The sequence below is a fragment of the Gluconobacter sp. genome (assembly GCF_047722525.1).
In the GTDB taxonomy this organism is placed as follows: Bacteria; Pseudomonadota; Alphaproteobacteria; order Acetobacterales; family Acetobacteraceae; genus Gluconobacter.
Map to the genome: position 1 here is coordinate 1 of NZ_JBDNYY010000032.1, position 15993 is coordinate 15993.

General features: G+C 61.7%; 15 protein-coding genes. 11 read left to right on the forward strand and 4 right to left on the reverse strand.

Annotation, left to right across the window (positions count from 1 at the left end; translation table 11 throughout):
• The coding region (gene epmA, locus ABF859_RS14160; protein ID WP_415528325.1) for an EF-P lysine aminoacylase EpmA at positions 1 to 877 on the reverse strand (877 nt) is incomplete at its 3' end.
• Between the two features lie 53 nt (positions 878 to 930).
• Between epmA and ABF859_RS14165 the strand changes: the two genes are divergently transcribed.
• On the forward strand, positions 931 to 2001 hold the full coding sequence (locus ABF859_RS14165) for a lysine-2,3-aminomutase-like protein (protein WP_415528326.1): 1071 nt from the start codon (positions 931 to 933) through the stop codon (positions 1999 to 2001).
• 35 nt (positions 2002 to 2036) lie between these two features.
• Here ABF859_RS14165 and ABF859_RS14170 read toward each other — a convergent pair whose 3' ends face one another.
• Positions 2037 to 2345 (reverse strand): carboxymuconolactone decarboxylase family protein, encoded by a 309-nt coding sequence (locus ABF859_RS14170; RefSeq protein WP_415528327.1) that lies wholly within the window; start codon positions 2343 to 2345, stop codon positions 2037 to 2039.
• A gap of 216 nt (positions 2346 to 2561) precedes the next feature.
• Here ABF859_RS14170 and efp point away from each other — a divergent pair, with 216 nt between their 5' ends.
• The 7 genes from efp to ABF859_RS14205 all read left to right on the forward strand — a co-directional run bounded on the left by efp (position 2562) and on the right by ABF859_RS14205 (position 10247).
• Positions 2562 to 3128, forward strand: coding sequence for an elongation factor P (gene efp / locus ABF859_RS14175; RefSeq protein WP_215747879.1), 567 nt, complete (start codon positions 2562 to 2564; stop codon positions 3126 to 3128).
• 6 nt (positions 3129 to 3134) lie between these two features.
• Positions 3135 to 3962: an inositol monophosphatase family protein gene (locus ABF859_RS14180; protein WP_408873102.1), complete on the forward strand. Its 828-nt coding sequence runs from the start codon at positions 3135 to 3137 to the stop codon at positions 3960 to 3962.
• A gap of 60 nt (positions 3963 to 4022) precedes the next feature.
• Positions 4023 to 4784, forward strand: coding sequence for a hypothetical protein (locus ABF859_RS14185; protein WP_415528328.1), 762 nt, complete (start codon positions 4023 to 4025; stop codon positions 4782 to 4784).
• Between the two features lie 18 nt (positions 4785 to 4802).
• Positions 4803 to 5939 (forward strand): flagellar motor protein MotA, encoded by a 1137-nt coding sequence (locus ABF859_RS14190; RefSeq protein WP_415528329.1) that lies wholly within the window; start codon positions 4803 to 4805, stop codon positions 5937 to 5939.
• Between the two features lie 3 nt (positions 5940 to 5942).
• Positions 5943 to 6944: a peptidoglycan -binding protein gene (locus ABF859_RS14195; protein WP_415528330.1), complete on the forward strand. Its 1002-nt coding sequence runs from the start codon at positions 5943 to 5945 to the stop codon at positions 6942 to 6944.
• An 84-nt stretch (positions 6945 to 7028) separates the two neighbouring features.
• The gene (gene lepA, locus ABF859_RS14200) at positions 7029 to 8831 is read left to right on the forward strand and encodes a translation elongation factor 4 (protein ID WP_415528331.1); all 1803 of its coding nucleotides are present in this window, start codon (positions 7029 to 7031) and stop codon (positions 8829 to 8831) included.
• A 9-nt stretch (positions 8832 to 8840) separates the two neighbouring features.
• Positions 8841 to 10247, forward strand: coding sequence for a glycosyltransferase family 2 protein (locus tag ABF859_RS14205; RefSeq protein WP_415528332.1), 1407 nt, complete (start codon positions 8841 to 8843; stop codon positions 10245 to 10247).
• On the opposite strand, the gene ABF859_RS14210 is transcribed toward ABF859_RS14205, so the two are convergent.
• Complete coding sequence (locus tag ABF859_RS14210) at positions 10232 to 10795, reverse strand: biliverdin-producing heme oxygenase (RefSeq protein WP_415528333.1); 564 nt, start codon at positions 10793 to 10795, stop codon at positions 10232 to 10234. The two genes, ABF859_RS14205 and ABF859_RS14210, sit on opposite strands and share 16 nt — an antisense overlap.
• Before the next feature lie 114 nt (positions 10796 to 10909).
• Between ABF859_RS14210 and ABF859_RS14215 the strand changes: the two genes are divergently transcribed.
• The 3 genes from ABF859_RS14215 (at position 10910) to ABF859_RS14225 (ending at position 15315) form a co-directional block, all read left to right on the forward strand.
• The gene (locus tag ABF859_RS14215; protein WP_415528334.1) at positions 10910 to 13051 is read left to right on the forward strand and encodes an AsmA family protein; all 2142 of its coding nucleotides are present in this window, start codon (positions 10910 to 10912) and stop codon (positions 13049 to 13051) included.
• Positions 13052 to 13136: 85 nt separating this feature from the next.
• A complete protein-coding gene (locus ABF859_RS14220; RefSeq protein ID WP_415528337.1) occupies positions 13137 to 14468 on the forward strand; it encodes an NCS2 family permease in 1332 nt (443 codons plus the stop codon).
• A gap of 58 nt (positions 14469 to 14526) precedes the next feature.
• The gene (locus tag ABF859_RS14225) at positions 14527 to 15315 is read left to right on the forward strand and encodes a hypothetical protein (protein ID WP_415528335.1); all 789 of its coding nucleotides are present in this window, start codon (positions 14527 to 14529) and stop codon (positions 15313 to 15315) included.
• A 115-nt stretch (positions 15316 to 15430) separates the two neighbouring features.
• Here ABF859_RS14225 and ABF859_RS14230 read toward each other — a convergent pair whose 3' ends face one another.
• Positions 15431 to 15910, reverse strand: a complete 480-nt coding sequence (locus tag ABF859_RS14230) for a hypothetical protein (protein ID WP_415528336.1) — start codon at positions 15908 to 15910, stop codon at positions 15431 to 15433.
• Between the last annotated feature and the right edge of the window lie 83 nt (positions 15911 to 15993).

Below are 15993 nucleotides of genomic sequence, written 5' to 3' on the forward strand. Positions count from 1 at the left end.
CCTCGTCCACTGCCCAGTCCTGATCCGGCGACAGTTCCATACGACGCTTACGATCTGTTGCAAAACGCTCCCGCTGCTCCACCGGATCGGTCAGTTCCTCGAACGCATTCGCCAGTTCCAGGCCGCCGATATAAAGCTCGAAGCGCAGCGCCGCACGCCCGTCTTCCGGGTCGCGTCGCGCCAGCGCCGCCTGTTCGGCCGGCCAGTGCGTCAGGAACGTGGGACGATCGCGCCCGATCATGGGTTCGACACGCTCCAGCAGAAGCCGGAAGAACAGGTCCTCCCAGTTTTCTCCGTTCCGCAGACCAACACGGGCCTGCGCCGCCAGAGCCTCTGCATCCCCTGCCGTTCCCAGCAGATCCGCCCCAACGTAGCGCGCAAACGCAGCCTGCATCGTCAGCCGCTCGAAAGGGCGTGACAGATCGATAACATCCGTGCCCCGATGCACCACGGTCGGCAGAAGGGCACGCAGAAACGCTTCCGTCTCGTCCATGAGAGAGGACAGGTCCGCACCCGGACGATACCATTCGAGCATGGTGAACTCCGGGGAATGCGTATTGCTCGCCTCACCATTGCGCCACACACGCGCCAACTGGAATACGGATTTCCCCGTCGCCGCCACAATCCGCTTCATGGCGAACTCTGGGCTTGTATGCAGGAAACGTGCTTCACGAGAGCCATCCGGCCGTTCAAGCTCCGTTCTGAAACAGCGCAGATGCACTTCCTCGCCCGGCACAGGAACGGCAAAGGGAGTCTCCACTTCCAGATAGCCGCGCTCTTCAAAGAACATCCGGACGGCTTTCACCATCTGTGTGCGACGCTCAAGCAGGGGAAGGCGTTCCGTAATCCGGGCCGGATCAGCAGACAATACGGTCATGGCGTCTATCGCTCCTGTTGCAAAACGGGGACCCGCCCCGCTAGAGGCATCACATGCATGATATGGTCAAGACAGCCTCAGGGTATTCTGCGGGACGTTCTGCAAAACGTCCCACGCTTCGCACACCGTCCGACCTGATCGACGCGGGGCTGGCCCCCGAAGCGGACCGGGCGACACTCGAAGCCGTTGGCGAACGCTTCACGATGGCCATTCCGCCTGCTTTTCAGGACCTGATCACGCATCCGGACGATCCCATCGCCCGGCAGGTCATCCCCGACGCCCGAGAACTCGTCACGCTGCCGCACGAAGACCCCGACCCGATCGGCGATGACGCCCTGTCCCCTGTGCCCGGCATCGTGCACCGCTATGCGGACCGCGCCCTGCTCAAGCCACTGCTGGTCTGCCCGCTTTACTGCCGCTTCTGTTTCCGGCGTGAACATGTCGGACCGGGCGGCGGACTTCTCAGCGATGCGGAACTCGAAACCGCGCTGGACTGGGTCCAGCAGCATCCCGATATCCGCGAAATGATCCTTACGGGCGGCGACCCCCTCATGCTGGCCCCGCGCCGCCTGAAGCACATCGTGCAGTCCCTGTCCGACATTCCCCATGTCGAGACCATCCGCATCCATTCCCGCGTACCGGTCGCCGACCCGGCCCGCATGACGGATGAACTTCTGGATGCGATGGAAACCGACCGTGCCATGTGGCTGGTCGTCCATGCCAACCATGCCAGCGAACTCACAGCCGAGGCGACAAAGGCGATCCGCGCCGTCCTGTCCCGCGCCATTCCGGTCCTGTCACAGTCCGTCCTGCTCCGCGGGGTCAATGATAGTGTTGAAAGTCTGGAAGCCCTGCTGCGGGCTTTCATCAAGGCGCGGGTCAAACCCTATTACCTGCATCATCTGGACGCAGCGGCCGGAACCGGACATTTCCATGTTCCCGTCGAAGAGGGTCAGGCCCTGCTGAGACAGCTCCGCGGGCGCGTCACGGGCCTGGCCTGGCCGACCTACGTCCTCGACATTCCGGGCGGCCGGGGCAAAGTCCCCATCGGGCCGGAATATCTGGACCCCGCGTCTCCGGGCACGGTTTCCACTCCTGACGGAGAGGCATGCAGCTTCACCTGACACGCCTTCCATTTCCGCAGGGTGCAGACGCGGCGTTACTTGGCGTTGAACATGTGCGTGGCATGCGTGATCGCACCGCCCGCACGGATGGCTGCGGCCACGACAGCGATTTCGGAAAGCTGGGCATCCGTCGCACCGGCCTCTCGCGCGGCCTTCACATGAAGCTCGATACAGTACGGGCACTGGGTCGTCAGCGCGACGGCCACGGCTGCGAGCTGCTTGGTCAGGGCACTGACCGCACCTTCCTCGAAGGCGGCACGATCGAACTGCCAGAAAGCATCCATGCCCTTGGAGGCATTCGCTTCGAGATGGGAAAGGCGCGAGAGGTTCTTCATATCGTACATGCGGCGTCTCCTTGCGTTTCGCCCTGACCCTCAGGACAGACATACACTCTGACATGACCTGTCCGGCGCCTTGCCCCAAGCCCCCTGCCCTTCACACTTTCCTGAAGGCGTGGACCGCCATGCGCCCCTTGTGCCTTGCTTAGAGCCCCCCTGCGGCGCTAGAAGCCCACAAGACGTGACAGAAAATCCCTACCCCAGGGTCATCAGGACACAAGCATGAAACAGCAAGCCAACCTTATCCGGGCCGGCCAGGTCATCGAGCACGATGGCCGCCGCTGGACGGTTCTCAAGCAGCAGATCATCACCCCGGGCAAGGGTGGCGCCTTCATCCAGGTCGAAATGCGCGACCTCAAGACAGGCAACAAGACTAACGAGCGCTGGAGAACGGCAGATTCCGTCGAGCGTCTGCTCACGGAAGACAAGGACTACACCTATTCCTACATGGACGGTGACAATGTCGTCCTGATGGATCCGGAAACCTTCGAGCAGCTCATCCTCGCCAAGGACATCTTCGGCGACCAGTTCGCATTCCTTCAGGACAACATGGCCCTGAACGTCAAGCTGGTCGAAGGCGACCCGGTGGGCGTCGAACTGCCGCCGCATGTCACGCTGGAAGTCACGGAAGCCGATCCGGTGGTCAAGGGCCAGACGGCCAGCTCGTCCTACAAGCCCGCCATGCTTTCCAACGGCGTGAAGACACTGGTTCCGCCGTTCATCGAAGCCGGTGAGCGCATCGTTGTCCGCACGGAAGACGGATCCTACGTCGAACGCGCGAAGGACTGATCCAGCATGCGTCTTTCCCCGCACATGGCCGTCATGCAGGGCGCGGCACAGAAGGCCTCGCGCCGTCTGCTCCGTGACTTTGCAGAGGTCGAACAGCTTCAGGTCAGCATCAAGGGCCCGGGAGATTTCGTCTCCCAGGCCGACCTGCGCGCCGAGACCATCCTCCGCGAGGAGCTGAGCCGCGCCCGTCCCGGCTACGCCTTCCTGATGGAAGAAAGCGGCGCTTCGGGCGGGGACAACTGGACCTGGCGCTGGATCGTCGATCCGCTCGACGGCACGACGAACTTCCTGCATGGCATCCCGCACTGGGCCATTTCCATCGGCCTTCAGCGCAAGCTGCCGGACGGAACGGTCGAGCTGGCCGCCGCGGTTGTCTACAACCCGGCCGCCAACGAGATGTTCTGGGCCGAAAAGGGCGTTGGCGCGTTCCTCAACGAACGCCGCCTTCGTGTCTCCGGCCGCCGCAACATGCATGAAGCCCTGTTCGCAACCGGCATTCCGTTTGCGAAGGTTCCGAGCAGCAGCCGTCTGCCCTTCGCCCGCGTCCTCGGCGCCCTGATGCCGCAGGTTGCAGGGATTCGCCGCTTCGGCGCCGCTGCCCTGGACCTCGCCTGGGTCGCAGCAGGCCGTTACGACGGATACTGGGAATTCGGTATCAAGCCCTGGGACTGCGCAGCCGGTCTGCTTCTGGTCCGCGAGGCCGGTGGCTACGCGACTGATCCGGACGGCAATGAACTTCATGATGTCCCCGATGACGTGAATGTCGTTGCCGGAAACACCAACCTTCACGGCCCCCTGCGCGCCCTGGTGCACGAGGCCCTGAACCGGAGCTGACGAAACTGCCCTCACGCCCCATTGCGGGAGTCGTGAGGCGTCGTCTAGGATCGGTCTGACATGTACAGGCCGATCCTCTTCTCCCTTCCTCTGGCGGCCTTTCTGGCCTGCCTTCCGCTGTCCGCCGCACAGGCACAGGTCACCAGCAATCTGGATGATCTGCCTCAGGCCAAGCCAGCACCTTCTGCTAAAAAACCGGCTTCGACGCCGCGTCCGGCGGGCCACACCGCCCGCAAACCCGCAGTCCAGAACTCCGCGGCAAACACCCCGGCACCTGTGACCACCCCTGCGGCCGCTGCCGTCAAAACCACACCGACGCACACGACCGTTCCCGGTGTCCCTCCGGCACCTCCGCCACCCGTCGTCCTGCCGCCGCCTTTCGTCCCCATCCAGATCCATCCCCCCGTGCCTCCAGCCGATGTCACGGCTGTAGCCGATGCCGCGAGCCACACGGAGACCCTGCCCGAGGGCGGTCTGCGCGTTGTGTTTCCATCCGGCAGCGAGGCCCTGAACGCCGACAGCATCAAGGCCCTTCAGACTTACGGAACCGAACTGTCCCACCATCCGGAGCAGCGCGTGCTCCTGATCGCCCATGCAACGCTGCCGGGCGATGACGTCTCCATGCCGCGCCGCATCGCGCTGGCACGCGCGCTCGCCGTCCGTTCGATCTTCATTCACGCAGGTGTCGCCACGACCCGCCTCTACCCCCGCGCGCTCGGGCGTCCGGAGGCCGGTGACAGCGCACCTGCTGACAGACTGGATGTTGTTCTCGAGACAAATCCCGTCGAGCCTCCCGCCTCCTCCGCAAACGGCATGCCATAAAATCAGGAAAGACACGCCGTGACACGTCCTACGACCTATCTGCTCCGAATGGCCGTTTTCCTTGTCGCGGTCGGCCTTCTGGCCGCGACAATGGGCCCTACCCTGATCCACGCTTTCAACGCGAACCCCAAGCTGGACGCCATCATCCTCGGTGTGCTCCTGCTGGGCATCCTCTGGAATCTTCACGTCGTCCAGCGCCTGATGCCGGAAGTGCAGTGGGTTGAACTCCTGCGTCAGCCGCGCGCCGGTCTGGCGGCACCCAAGGCACCGCGCCTGCTCGCGCCCATGGCCAGCATGCTGGCGGCCCGCAACCGCACGGACCGCCTGACGCTTTCAACCCAGACGACACAGGCCATGCTCGACAGCCTGTCCTCACGTCTGGATGAAAGCCGGGAAATCTCCCGCTACATGACGCAGCTCCTGATCTTCCTGGGGCTGCTGGGCACGTTTTACGGGCTTCTGCTGACGGTCAGCTCCATTGCTTCCGTCATCGGCGGCATGTCCGCAGGGGGCGGGGACATGGACGTCATGTTCAACCAGCTCAAGACCGGACTCGCCGGACCACTCGCCGGCATGTCCACGGCCTTCTCGGGCTCGATGTTCGGTCTGGCCGGTGCGCTCGTCCTCGGCTTTCTGGATCTCACGGCCGGACAGGCGCAGACCCGTTTCTTCAATGAACTGGAAGAGTGGCTGGCCGGCGTAACGCGCGTCAGCGGCAGCACGTCCATCGACAGCGATGGCGCGCCTGTCCCGGCCTATGTTCAGGCCCTGCTCGAACAGACCGCCGAAAATCTGGAAACGCTCCAGAACGCCGTCTCCCGCAGTGAGGAAAACCGCGTCCGCGAACTGCACATGCTCGACAGCCTTCAGGAACGCCTGCGCGGCATGACGGATCTGCTTGCCGCAAACCAGACGCTCATGACGCGCACGGCCGAAACCCAGACCGCCCTTCTGCGCCATATGGGCGATGAGGGTCCGGGCTCGCAGGGCACGGCGCTCCTGCGGATCGAAACGCATCTCAGCCGCCTGATCCAGGAACTGCACGAAGGCCGCGCCCAGACGATCGGAGAGCTTCGCAACGATCTCCGCGTTCTGGCCCGCACGATCGCGGCAGCGTCCGGCAATACGACGCCCCCTCCCGGCAGGCAGGGCTGATCCATGGCCCGGCGCAGACGCGGATCACACAACGCCCTCGATGCCTGGCCCGGCTATGTGGACGCCCTGTCCACCCTGCTGATGGTCGTCACATTCGTCCTGCTGGTGTTCGTCGTGGGGCAGCAGTTCCTCTCGGTCTCGCTGTCACGGCGCGAACACACACTTGATGCCCTGCAGAAGCAGCTCGCCGAACTGTCACACATGCTGTCAATGACGGAGGACAAGAACAAGAGTCTGTCCTCCACTGTCGCCACACTGTCCGACGAAAAGCAGCACAATCAGGCCCAGCTCCAGACCCTTTCGACCCAGATCGCCGCCCTGACGGGGCAGCTCCAGTCAAAGGATCAGGCTCTGGCCTCTGCCGATGACACAAGCAAGCAGCAGAACAGCAAGATCTCGGATCTTCAGGCCCAGGTTGAAGAACTGACACGCCAGCTACAGGCGATCAGCAACGCCCTCGACATTGAGAAGAAGGCCGAACAGGGCAAGGACGCCCAGATTGCGGATCTTGGCAACAAGCTCAATCTGGCGCTGGCGGACAAGGTCAATCAGCTCAAACGTTACCGCTCGGAGTTCTTCGGGCGCCTGCGCGACCTGCTGAAAGACCAGAAAGGCGTAAACGTCGTGGGAGACCGCTTCGTCTTCCAGTCGGAAATCCTGTTCCCGCAGGGCAGTGCCGACCTGACGCCGGAAGGCCGCAAGGAAATCACGACCCTTGCACATACCTTCAAGCAGGTCGCCTCAACGATCCCGACGGATCTTCCATGGATCCTGCGAGTGGACGGCCATGCCGACCGCCAGCCGATTCACAGCGCCTTTCCCAGCAACTGGGAACTGTCGTCCGAACGTGCCATCACCGTGGTCAAACTGCTGATTGCGGAAGGTGTGGACCCACGCCATCTCGCAGCCACGGGCTTTGCCGACTACCAGCCTCTGGACGCCGCCAGCACACCAGCGGCCTATGCCAGAAATCGCCGGATCGAGTTCCGTCTGACGGATCGCTGATCCCTCGTCCGCCTGCCTTTTCACAAAGGCAGGCTTTTGCGCAGATCTACTGACATTTCTGCGATAATCCCTTATGTAGCAGCCATGACCGATACCCCGCTCTCCCTTATCCGCAATTTCTCGATCATCGCTCATATCGATCACGGCAAATCGACGCTGGCCGATCGCCTGATCCAGGCCTGTGGCGCGCTGACCGCACGCGAGATGAAAAATCAGGTCCTCGATTCGATGGAGCTCGAGCAGGAGCGCGGGATCACCATCAAGGCGCAGACGGTACGCCTGACCTATCCGGCCAAAGACGGCCAGACCTATACGCTGAACCTGATGGACACGCCGGGCCATGTCGACTTCGCCTATGAAGTCAGCCGCTCGCTCGCTGCCTGTGAAGGTTCGCTTCTGGTCGTGGACGCCTCGCAGGGCGTGGAAGCCCAGACACTAGCGAATGTCTATCAGGCGCTCGACGCCAATCACGAGATCGTCCCGGTTCTGAACAAGATCGACCTGCCCGCTGCCGAGCCCGAGCGCGTTCGTGCCCAGATCGAGGACGTGGTCGGCATCCCGGCGGATGATGCCGTTGAAATCAGCGCCAAGACCGGCATCAATATCGAAGGCGTACTCGAAGCCCTCGTCCAGCGCCTCCCCGCCCCCACAGGCGATGCCGAAGCCCCGCTTCAGGCCCTGCTGGTGGACAGTTGGTACGATGCCTATCTCGGCGTCATCATTCTCGTCCGCATCAAGGACGGCCGCCTCAAGCGCGGTGACCGCATCCGCATGATGCAGACCGGCGCGACCTATCATGTCGATCAGGTCGGCGTTTTCCTGCCCAAGATGCAGTCGGTCGAAAGCCTCGGCCCGGGCGAGATGGGCTACATCAACGCCGCCATCAAGACCGTCGCAGACTGCAATGTCGGTGACACCGTCACACTCGACAAGCGCCCCGCCCCCAAGGCGCTGCCGGGGTTCAAGCCCTCCATTCCGGTGGTGTGGTGTGGCCTATTCCCGATTGATGCGGACGATTTTGAAAAGCTGCGTGACAGTCTCGGCAAGCTGCGCCTGAACGACGCTTCGTTCCACTTCGAGGCCGAGACCTCTGCGGCGCTGGGCTTCGGTTTCCGCTGCGGATTCCTTGGTCTGCTGCATCTGGAAATTATCCAGGAGCGTCTGTCCCGCGAGTTCAATCTGGACCTGATCGCGACCGCCCCGTCCGTGGTCTACAAGATGCACATGACGGACGGCACGTCCGAAGATCTGCACAACCCGGCCGACATGCCTGAGCTGAGCAAGATTGAAACCATCGAGGAGCCCTGGATCAAGGCCACGATCATGGTTCAGGATGAGTATCTCGGCCCGGTCCTGACGCTGTGCTCCGAGCGCCGTGGCATTCAGGTGGATCTGACCTATGTCGGCAACCGCGCGATGGCCGTTTATCGCCTGCCGCTCAACGAAGTGGTGTTCGATTTCTACGACCGCCTGAAATCCATCAGCCGTGGTTACGCCTCCTTCGACTACCAGATGGACGGTTACGAAGAGAGCGACCTCGTCCGCATCTCCATCCTCGTGAATCACGAGCCGGTCGATGCCCTCTCCTTCATCTCGCATCGCACCGTGGCCGAGCAGCGTGGCCGTTCCATCTGTGCCAAGCTCAAGGACCTGATCCCCAAGCAGCTCTTCAAGATCGCCATTCAGGCCGCCATCGGCTCCAAAGTCATCGCCCGTGAGACGATCGGGGCACTCTCCAAGGACGTGACGGCCAAGTGTTATGGCGGTGACATTTCCCGCAAGCGCAAGCTTCTGGACAAACAGAAGGAAGGCAAGAAGCGCATGCGGCAGTTCGGCAAAGTCGAAATCCCCCAGAGCGCCTTCCTCGCCGCCCTGAAAATGGACTGAACCTGCCTTATGTCGAAAAGCGCCGCCATCCTGTTCGTTCACAATGAAGTCGACACGATCGGATGGTGGCTGGCCCATCACGCGACAATCGGGTTCTCAACCCTGATTGTCTGCGATGACCATTCGACCGACGGGACAGGCACGGTTCTGTCAAATGCGGCCACGCTTTACGACATCCGCGTCCAGTCCTCCGATACGACGCTGTCCGAACGGCTGGACCGTCAGACCCGTTTTCACGAAAAGGCTCTTGAGCAGGGACGGGACGAATTCGACTGGATGATGATTCTGGCGGCGGACGAATATCTGCATTTTGAAACCGCCCGCTCGGTCGCGGAGTTCACCGCCAGTGCCACTGGAGCAATGCTCCCGGTGAACTGGTGTCTGTTCGGCTCTTCCGGGCATCAGGTCCCGTCAGCATTCTCCCCGATCGAGACCTTTACCCACCACGGTCTGCTGAGCCTGCCGGATCATCGCGTCGTCCGGCATCTTGTCCGGCCCCGCCAGATCGGCAGCGGCCTGCCTGACCCATTTTCCGCACTTGAGCGAAATCCGACCTGGACCGAAAGCCGCATCCTTCATTTTGCCGCTGGTGATCGTGAAAGCTTTGCCCGACGCAATTCAAGCGCGACGCCGCAGAAAGCCTGGCAGAATTTCGATCGCAATGACGCGGAATATACCCGGGCCAGCCGCTGGCTTCCTGAAAGCCGTCGGATTGCATCTTCCATTACGCAGGCATCGCTCACCGATCTTTACTGGCATCTCAAGGCGGCCATCACGCATGGTGACAGGGCAATCCTGCAAGAACTGGGTCTGACCCCGGCGCAGCTTTCCGCACCCTCCGCCCATCGCGCGCCACCGCAGCTCCGTTTCTGCATGCTGGGTCAGACAAAGCGGCTGATGCTGGACATGCAGACCGGCTCGTTCGTCTCCATCGGTCCTGAAGATACGAATTTCGGCCGCTACAACCCTCTCATCATGGCACTTGAGGTTTCGGAAACGCAGAGCTGGAACGCCTGTCTCTTCACGGAAAATCCGCTTCCCGGGCGTTACCTTTCCCTTCCCGCCTCTCCGACGCTCCTGCCCATGGTCCCGCTCTGCGTGAGCATTGCGAAAAACACGGTCCTGTCGTCTGTCAGTGGCGAAGAGATCCATATCGCACTTCCCGATCATGCCCTGACCGACATTGAATCCACCACGGCACTTTACAGCCGGATGACGCCCTTCATGGTCCTGACGGCGGAAGGCCATAATCTGACGGGTCTGCTGCGAGGCATTGACCGGCTTCCGGCTCCCGATGCCAGCGCACTGGGTTGCGCGATTGCCATGCTTCCTGCCGAAGACGCCGAAAGCCTCTCCCAGACCTTTCCTGGCCTGGTTCCGCGGAACATCATGCCAGCGCGTCAAATCTCTGGCTGAAGCAGCGCAGCGTTGCGAAACAGCGCAAACGCCGCAACAGCACCCTCTGTAACGGCCTGTCTGCCAGAGGCATCACTTCCGTCCAGATACACCCCCAGCCGATCCAGAAATGCCGGCCATTCTCCTTTCTGATGGAACGCCGACAGATAGGCTTTAGGGAAGCCCTCGCCCACCCGGCCTGACAGAACCCGGCCACCCAGCCGCGATCCCTCCAGAACATACAGGACACCCAGCGCCGTTCCCTCACTTTCCGCAAAGCTGTCCTGCTGTACGGCGGGCACGGGAAGCCCCATCTGGCGCAGATCTTCTCTCAGTAATCCCCCACGTGGCAGCCACGCAGGCACCGACGACGCATGGCGGCTCAGGTAATTTTCCGCGACCACGAGCGCCCGGGCATGAGCCGTCAGGAAAGCTCCATAGGATTTCCGGTCCGCAAGATCGAAACGCGAAAAAACCTCATCCACGGCTTCATGCGCCTTTCGGCTGACACGCCGCAGGTCTTCAAGGCCGGAATTCTTCCCCTCATCCGCGCGCTCAACCGTTTCCATTCGTGCTGATCTTCCCGTGCCTTGTGAAACCGTTTCCGGTTCTGTCCGTAATTAGAGTGACTTGCAACGACCAGATCCTTTCTGACACGCCCCTGGATTTCGGAGAACACCCCGTTGAGCAGCACCCCACCCCGGCAGTCCTCCCCGGCAGACGCTCCTTCCGCCAGACCGGAAAAGCGACATCTGGTCCTCAAAACCGTCGGAGGCGTGCTGGGAACGCTGGTAGCGGCCCTCATCATCCTGATCCTGGTCTGGCAGTGGGACTGGTTCGTCCCCTATATCGATCGAAAAGCAACCGCAGCACTGCACCGTCCCGTCAGCATCGCGCACCTGCACGTCCGCCTCGGTTTCAGAACGACAGTCACCGTCGATGACCTGAAAATCGCTCAGCCCGAAGGATTCGAGAAAGAAAAGGACGATTTTGCCTCCGCCCGTGCCATAACCGTCACGGTCGATGCGTGGCGCTATCTGACCGGCGGCGGTCTCTCCCTCCCGCTGATCCGTGCCGACACTCCAAAAGGCGATATCGTCTCGCTGCTCAACGGCACGAACAATTACACGTTTGATTCCTCGCCGGACACATCATCCCAGACGTCTTCATCTTCCACCATGACCCTGCCGAAGCTCGGCAGGATCGAGATCAACGATGGCGACATCCGTCTGGCGCTGGCAAAGCTGAAGACGGACATGCATGTCCTCATCCACACCGAACCCCCGAAAGAGGGCGATGACGGGCACCTCGTCATTGATCTCAAGGGCCGCTACGCCCAGGCGCCGATCACAGGCCATATCGTCGGAGGCGCCCTTCTCAGCCTGACGGATACGACGCATCCCTATCCGATCGACGGACGTCTCGCCAACGGACCGACCTACGTCACGCTTCGTGGCACGGTTGACGATCCGATCCATTTCCAGGGCACCAATCTCGCGCTGCACTTCGCAGGGCCTGACATGTCGCTCCTGTATCCCCTCACGGGCATCCCCATTCCCCAGACCCCGGCCTACAGCGTGACCGGCAATCTGGCCTATTCCGACCGGGCGATCCGTTTCCAGAAGTTCGAGGGGCATATGGGCTCTTCAGATATCGGGGGAGACATCAATGTCGACCCGCACCAGAAACCGATCTTCGTGGAAGCCGCGCTCCATTCGCACTCGGTTGATCTGGCGGATCTGGGCGGCTTCATCGGGGCCCAGCCCGGCGAGGCAAAGAAAGCCGAACCCGCCAGCGCACGTGTGCTGCCAGACAAAAAGATCAATGTCCCGAAACTCAACGCCGCCAACGTCCACCTGACCTATCACGGCGATCACATCCGCAACAAAAACTGGCCGCTGGATAATATCGACGCAGAACTGAACGTCCGCGATGGCGCCATCGACCTCAAACATCTGACCTTCGCAACCGGAACAGGCACCATCTCCGCGAATGCCACGCTTGAGCCGACGAAGAACGAACAGTTCCACACCCGTTTCCGCCTGGACGTCTCCCGGCTTCCGCTCTCCCGCATCATGACCTCAAAGGACATGTTCCAGGGTGAAGGAACCATCGGCGGCCATGTGACCCTGACCTCCACCGGCAACTCGGTCGCGACCCTTGTCGAAAATGGTGATGGCGGCATGACCCTGGTTCTGGATCGTGGTGGCGACGTCACAGCCCTCCTTCCTGATCTGCTGGGGCTCAAGCTGGGCGCTGCCGTCCTGTCCGCACTGGGAATCCCGGATCGTTCGAAGCTGCAATGCCTCGTGGCGGATCTGCCGCTGAAGGACGGCATCGTCCACACCAACTCGATGCTTCTCCAGACCGGGACCACCCGCACGATCGGCGGAGGAACGGTCAATTTCCACAAGGATACGCTGGATTACGCCATCACCACACGCTCGATCGGTCCCCAGATCCTGTCCCTGCCCGGCGCGGTCCATATCTTCGGTTCCATGAAAAGCCCGACAATTATGCCCGGCGCCGAACTGCTCGGCCGTGTTGCGGCTTCCGTAGGGCTGGGCATCGTCTTTCCCCCGGCGGCCCTCATCCCCACCATCCAACTGGGCGTCGGCAAGGGTTCGGCCTGCGAAAAAGCCATTCTGGAGGCCAACGAACACCCCGCCGCCGGAATTGCTCCCGGCAGGACCACGGGCTCAGGTCCAAGCAGCGTTCCCCACCCCACACAGACCCAGAGCAAAAACCACGCAAAAACCCCACATCGTCGCCTGAGCCCGGCGGAAGTCCGCAAAGCCTGGGAGAAAAAATCGAACCCGAAATGAAAAGATACCGTCCGGACCATGGCAGGGACAGGTTTTTTGACTATAGCTTGGCCCAGCTATCCCCTGCCCCCGGAGTGTCCGCTTGTTGCTATCCAGACTCGACCGCTGGTTCCATATCACGGCCCGCGGTTCAACGATCCCGCGTGAGGTCATTGCCGGACTGACGGTCTTCGGAGCGATGGCCTATATCGTGGCCGTCAATCCCGCCATCCTCTCGGCGGCGGGTCTGGATCGCCATGACATGGTCATGACCACGATCGCCGGTGCCGTGGCCGGCACGCTCCTGATGGCGCTCTGGGCCAGACTGCCCATTGCCCTTGCCCCCGCCATGAGCAGCAATGTCCTGTTTGCGCAGGTCGTGGTCCAGCAGGCCCATGTCAGCCCGCGTACAGCCTTCACGGTGGTGCTGTTCAGCGGAATGTGCTTCACGGCCCTTTCCCTCAGCCAGATCCGCCAGCGCATCATCCGCGGCTTTCCGCCCTCGATCGTCCTCGGCATCCAGATTGCACTGGGCGCCTTCATTGCCCGGATCGGACTGACCACGGGCGGCATAGCGGTTCCCTCACCTGAAGGCCTAACTTTCGGCGCCCTGAATAATCCGTCCGTCCTGCTCAGCATGGCGGGCGTTGTCCTCAGCGCCATTTTGGTCGTGCTGCGCGTCCCGGCCGGACTGCTGATCGCCATTCTCGCTATCACCATTGCCGGTCTCTTCATCCAGACGCCCTCAGGCCCCATCACGCATCTGCCGGCTCACCTGCTGGACTGGCCGCACTACCCGACCAACCTGTTCCTGCCCTTCGATTTCCACGAATACTTTTCCCATCTCGGGCTGCTGGTCCCCATTACCCTGTATTTCCTGCTGAGTGATTTCTTCGACGCGACCGCAACCATGATGAGCGTCGCCCATCGCGCCGGTTTGGATGGTACTGTCGAGAAACCTGCGCTCGACCACCGGGCCTTCGGTTCCGATGGCGCCGCCAGCATCATCGGCGCGTCTCTTGGAACCTGCACCGTCTCGGCCTATGTCGAGAGCCTCGCAGGAGTAGAAGCCGGAGGTCGCACAGGCCTCAGCGCACTGGTCGTCGCCATCCTGTTCGCCCTGTCCTCGGTTTTCTGGCCGCTTATCACCGCCATTCCGGCCATTGCCACGGCCCCCGTGCTCATTCTTGTCGGACTGAACATGCTCGGCAGCCTCAGCCGCGTCGCGGAAACACCCGCAGAAGCCATTCCGCCACTGACGATGCTGCTCATCGCAGGCGTCACGGGCAATTTCATGCTGAGCCTGTCCTGCGGCCTGCTGATCTATACCGCACTTGCCATCGCCACACGCCAGTTCCAGCGCCTGACCCCCATCGTTCTTGGTCTGGATGCGGCTTTCGTCTTTTACATGGTCCTTCAGGCCCATATGGGCACCTGAAGACTTTCCGGCGCGGTTTTTGACTCTTTCTTCATGATTTCCGGGCAGGCTGTCTCTCATGACTTCCAGCCCCGCCACCCCGCGCCATGTCTTCATCGCCACGCCCTGTTTCGGTGGCACCATCACACTGAACTACATGCAGTCCATCATAGGCTGCATGGCCGCAGCCCCCGCCCACAACTTGCAACTGACCCTGTCCACAATCGGAAGCGACGCCCTCATCACCCGGGCCCGGAACACGCTGCTGCACCAGTTCGTGACCATGACCGACGCGAGTCACCTTCTTTTCGTGGACAGCGACATCGGCTTCTCCATCACGGATATTCTCGCCCTGCTGGATGCGGATCGTCCCCTGATCGGGGGCGCCTATCCCCTGAAATCCCATTACTGGGACCGCGATACGGACCGCTTCATCGCAGCCGGAGAGCCCCCCTCCACGGCCAGTCTGCGCTATGTCGGAGACTGTGCCGCTCTGCACGACGGCAGCACGGCGGGAGACATCGCAACAGTCTCCTATATCGGCACAGGCTTCATGCTCATGACCCGTCAGATGGTCCTCGACATGATGGCCCATTATCCGGAAACCCGTTACAGCCGTATCGACGCCAGAACCGAAGGCGGAAATCCGGACAGGCCCTCCTCGGAGGCCTATGCCCTTTTCGACTGCCTGATCGACCCGGAAATGCGGACCTACCTCTCTGAGGATTTCGCCTTCTGCCGCCGCTGGACCAGCATCGGAGGAACCGTGTCGCTCCACAGAGGGCTCTCCCTGACACATACCGGCAGCACGACCTTCAGAGGTGATCTGACCGTCCGGACCCTGCCTCTTTTAACGTCATTGACATGAACTGATCAGGTCTTACTGCGCCACTTGCCACTATTCGGTCATAATAAGACGGTTTAAGCTTCCATGCGGTGTCGGGAGCGTGATGCATACATTCCCCGGCACCGCTCCCCCACATTCAGACCATGACCGCCTGCCGGAAATACGGAATATTACTTAGCGGGTCCGCCGCACCCGCCGCGGTGTTGTAATACTGCTTGTGAAAATGGCTGAGAGCGGCCGGATCGCTCGCCGATGGCAAGGGCGCCGAGACCCTGTAATACCGGATACGCGCCATCGCGGAGGCATATCTCAGGTTTGAGACCAGTTGTGCGCTCTTCGGCAGATCCTGTGAAAGCATCCCCTGCAGAATCCGCTCGAAGCGCTTTCCGACCGGGTAACACAGAAAGTTGACCCAGCAGTCATCATGCGTCGCAGGCTCCATCTGCCACAATCCCAGAGCTGGCCCCCCGCCGATCTGCCTGACATAAGCCCCCCGGCTTTCCGCCAGCGCTGTTCCGGTTACCAGATTGACCGCCACGTCCCCCCCAAGCCCCAGCGCGGCCAGGGCAGGCGCGACCACCAGATGCTTGAGCTGGCCCGCATCAATTCCACTCATGCCACCCCCTCACTTTGTGCTCAGGGATAGGGCAAAATGCACCATGCCCGTCCCCAGAATGGATGTTGCCAGCGTGATGATCC

Excerpts from the sequence above, each read along its gene's own strand:
- ABF859_RS14230 (WP_415528336.1), bottom strand. The coding sequence starts at position 15,910 with ATGAGTGGAATTGATGCGGGCCAGCTCAAGCATCTGGTGGTCGCGCCT.
- ABF859_RS14185 (WP_415528328.1), top strand. The coding sequence starts at position 4,023 with ATGTACAGGCCGATCCTCTTCTCCCTTCCTCTGGCGGCCTTTCTGGCC.
- ABF859_RS14225 (WP_415528335.1), top strand. The coding sequence starts at position 14,527 with ATGACTTCCAGCCCCGCCACCCCGCGCCATGTCTTCATCGCCACGCCC.
- ABF859_RS14165 (WP_415528326.1), top strand. The coding sequence starts at position 931 with ATGCATGATATGGTCAAGACAGCCTCAGGGTATTCTGCGGGACGTTCT.
- ABF859_RS14195 (WP_415528330.1), top strand. The coding sequence starts at position 5,943 with ATGGCCCGGCGCAGACGCGGATCACACAACGCCCTCGATGCCTGGCCC.
- ABF859_RS14170 (WP_415528327.1), bottom strand. The coding sequence starts at position 2,345 with ATGTACGATATGAAGAACCTCTCGCGCCTTTCCCATCTCGAAGCGAAT.
- efp (WP_215747879.1), top strand. The coding sequence starts at position 2,562 with ATGAAACAGCAAGCCAACCTTATCCGGGCCGGCCAGGTCATCGAGCAC.
- lepA (WP_415528331.1), top strand. The coding sequence starts at position 7,029 with ATGACCGATACCCCGCTCTCCCTTATCCGCAATTTCTCGATCATCGCT.
- ABF859_RS14210 (WP_415528333.1), bottom strand. The coding sequence starts at position 10,795 with ATGGAAACGGTTGAGCGCGCGGATGAGGGGAAGAATTCCGGCCTTGAA.
- ABF859_RS14205 (WP_415528332.1), top strand. The coding sequence starts at position 8,841 with ATGTCGAAAAGCGCCGCCATCCTGTTCGTTCACAATGAAGTCGACACG.
- ABF859_RS14180 (WP_408873102.1), top strand. The coding sequence starts at position 3,135 with ATGCGTCTTTCCCCGCACATGGCCGTCATGCAGGGCGCGGCACAGAAG.